At 65.9% G+C, this 2,481-nt stretch carries 2 protein-coding genes; both read right to left on the bottom strand.

From position 1 onward, the window contains the following. Positions 1 to 386, bottom strand: a 386-nt coding sequence (locus AC0L20_RS39430; protein ID WP_473295578.1) for a chemotaxis protein CheW, incomplete at its 3' end; no start/stop codon positions are given. Between the two features lie 28 nt (positions 387 to 414). Continuing rightward, positions 415 to 2,481: hybrid sensor histidine kinase/response regulator (locus tag AC0L20_RS39425; RefSeq protein ID WP_473295577.1), on the bottom strand; the 2,067-nt coding region annotated here is incomplete at its 5' end.

Genomic DNA, 2,481 nt, shown 5'->3' with positions numbered 1-2,481 from the left:
CCGCCGGCGAGCTTGGCCATGCGGGGGTCGAGATTGACGGGGTTTTCTTCCATGCCGTCCTCGGCGAGCCGCAGCACTTCGCCGATCTGGTCGATCAGGAGGCCATAGGATTCACCGCGCAGGTCGACGCCGACCGCCATCGGGATCTTGCCGTCCTCGGGCTTGGGCAGGCCGAGCCGGGCGCGCATGTCGACCACGGTGACGATGCGGCCGCGCAGGTTCAGCACGCCCGCGATCTCGCGCGAGGACAACGGCACGCGGGTGACGCGCTCGGGCATGAACACGTCCTGGACGCGGGAGATCGGCAAGCCGAACAGCTGGCCGCCGATCATCGCGGTGACGTATTCGACCATGGCGCCTTCGCCGGACTGGGTCTTCTTGGTCATGTTGCGTATCTCCTGATCCCGCTGGGGTTTACGCGGCTGCGCGGCTCAGCTCGGAGGCACCGGCGGCGCCCGCGGTCTGTTCCTTCAGCGCCGCGATCAGACCGGGACGGTCGAACTTGGCGACATAGTCGTGGAAGCCGGCCTGACGGCCGCGCTCGATCGCCGCCGGCGACACCAGCGCGGAGAGGCCGATGATCGGCATCGCGCCCAGATTGCTGTCGGAGCGGATCGTCTCGGCAAACTCGAACCCGTTCATGTCGGGCATCTCGATGTCGGTCAGGACCACGTCGAAGGTCTGCGCGCGCAACGCGGCGAGGCCCTCCTGCGCGGTCGGCGCGGTGCGGACGCGGTAGCCGGCCGCCTTGAGCACCGGGGCCAGCATGTTGCGGAAGAACGCCGAGTCGTCGACCAGCAGCACCGATTGCGAGTGCAGCGACGGCTTCATCTCCTTGCGGGTGAACCAGTCGGAGAACGCCATCGGCAGGAAATGGCCGACGTCGATCACTTCGGTGGCCTGGCCCTTGATCACGGCCGAGCCGAGAATGCCGGAGGAGGATCCGCCGACCTCGATGTTGAGCCGTTCCTCGACGATATCGATGATCTCGTCGACGACGAGGCCCATGGAGCGGCCGTCATCAGAGAACACCAGGATCGGCTGGGCGCCCTGGCTCGCGATGGTGACGCTCTCCATGGCAACGAGCGGCATCAGCTGCTCGCGGTATTGCACCATGTAGCGGCCGTTCGAGAACTCGATCTTGTCGGCCGGGAGCTCTTCCAGGCGCGTGACGAGCCCGAGCGGGACCGCCTTGGGCTGGGACGAGCCGGCGCGGAACACCAGCAGCGAGGTGGTCTGCTCGCCCGATCCGATGCTGTGAGCCCCGTTCTCGCTGTTCATGTCATGGGCCGAGGAGCCGGCGGCGCCGAGCGCCTTGGCAATGCCGTTGGGGTCGATGATCATGATGACCGCGCCGTCGCCCAGGATGGTATTGCCCGAGAACATGTCGATGTGACGCAGTTTCGTCGACATCGGCTTGACCACGATTTCTTCGGTGTGGAACACGCCGTCGACGACGATGCCGAAGGTCTGGCTGCCGACCTGGGTCACCACGATGAAGCCGTTCTCGGGATCGGAGACGGCGCCGTCGTCGATCTTGAGCAGCTTCTTGAGATGGATCAGCGGCAGCAGCTTGTTGCGCAGCCGGAGCACCGCGGTGTCCTTGATGCGCTCGATGCGGTGCTCCGAGTTGGCGCGGGCCCGCACCAGCTCGACCACGGAGAGCTGCGGGATCGCAAAGCGGTCGCCGGCGGCTTCCACGATCAGCGCGGAGACGATGGCGAGCGTCAGCGGGATCTTGATGGTGACGGAGGAGCCTTCACCGGCCACCGACTTGATGTCGATGGTGCCGCCGATCTGGTCGATATTGGTGCGCACCACGTCCATGCCGACGCCGCGCCCCGATACCGAGGTGATGGCGGCAGCAGTGGAGAAGCCCGGCGCGAAGATGAACTTGTGGATCTGGGCTTCGCTCATCTTCTCGAGCTCGGCCTCGGTGACCAGACCTGAGGAGATCGCCTTGGCCTTGATCCTGTCGGTGTTCAGGCCGCGGCCGTTGTCGGCGATGCAGATGATGATGTGACCGCCTTCGTGATAGGCCGACAGGCGGATGGTGCCCTGCTCGCCCTTGCCGCCGGCGAGACGCTCGGCGGGGGTCTCCAGGCCATGGTCGGCGGAGTTGCGCACCATGTGGGTGAGCGGGTCCTTGATCAGGTCGAGCACCTGGCGGTCGAGCTCGGTGTCGGCGCCGTGCATCTCCAGCTCGATCTGCTTGCCGAGTTCGCTCGAGAGGTCGCGAACGATGCGGGGCAGCTTCTGCCAGGCATTGCCGATCGGCTGCATGCGCGTCTTCATGACGCCTTCCTGCAGCTCGGCGGTGACGTTGGACAGCCGCTGCAACGGCACCTTGAACTCGGTGTCCTCGTTGCGGCGGGAGATCTCCAACAGCTGGTTGCGGGTCAGCACCAGCTCGGAGACCATGGTCATCAGATGCTCCAGCGTATCCACGTTGACGCGGATCGACTGGTTGGCGATGCTGGC

It is taken from the genome of Bradyrhizobium sp. Kon58 (assembly GCF_055807455.1).
The sequence above is the reverse complement of the archived record's forward strand: the minus strand, read 5'-3'. Positions and strand labels throughout refer to the sequence as shown.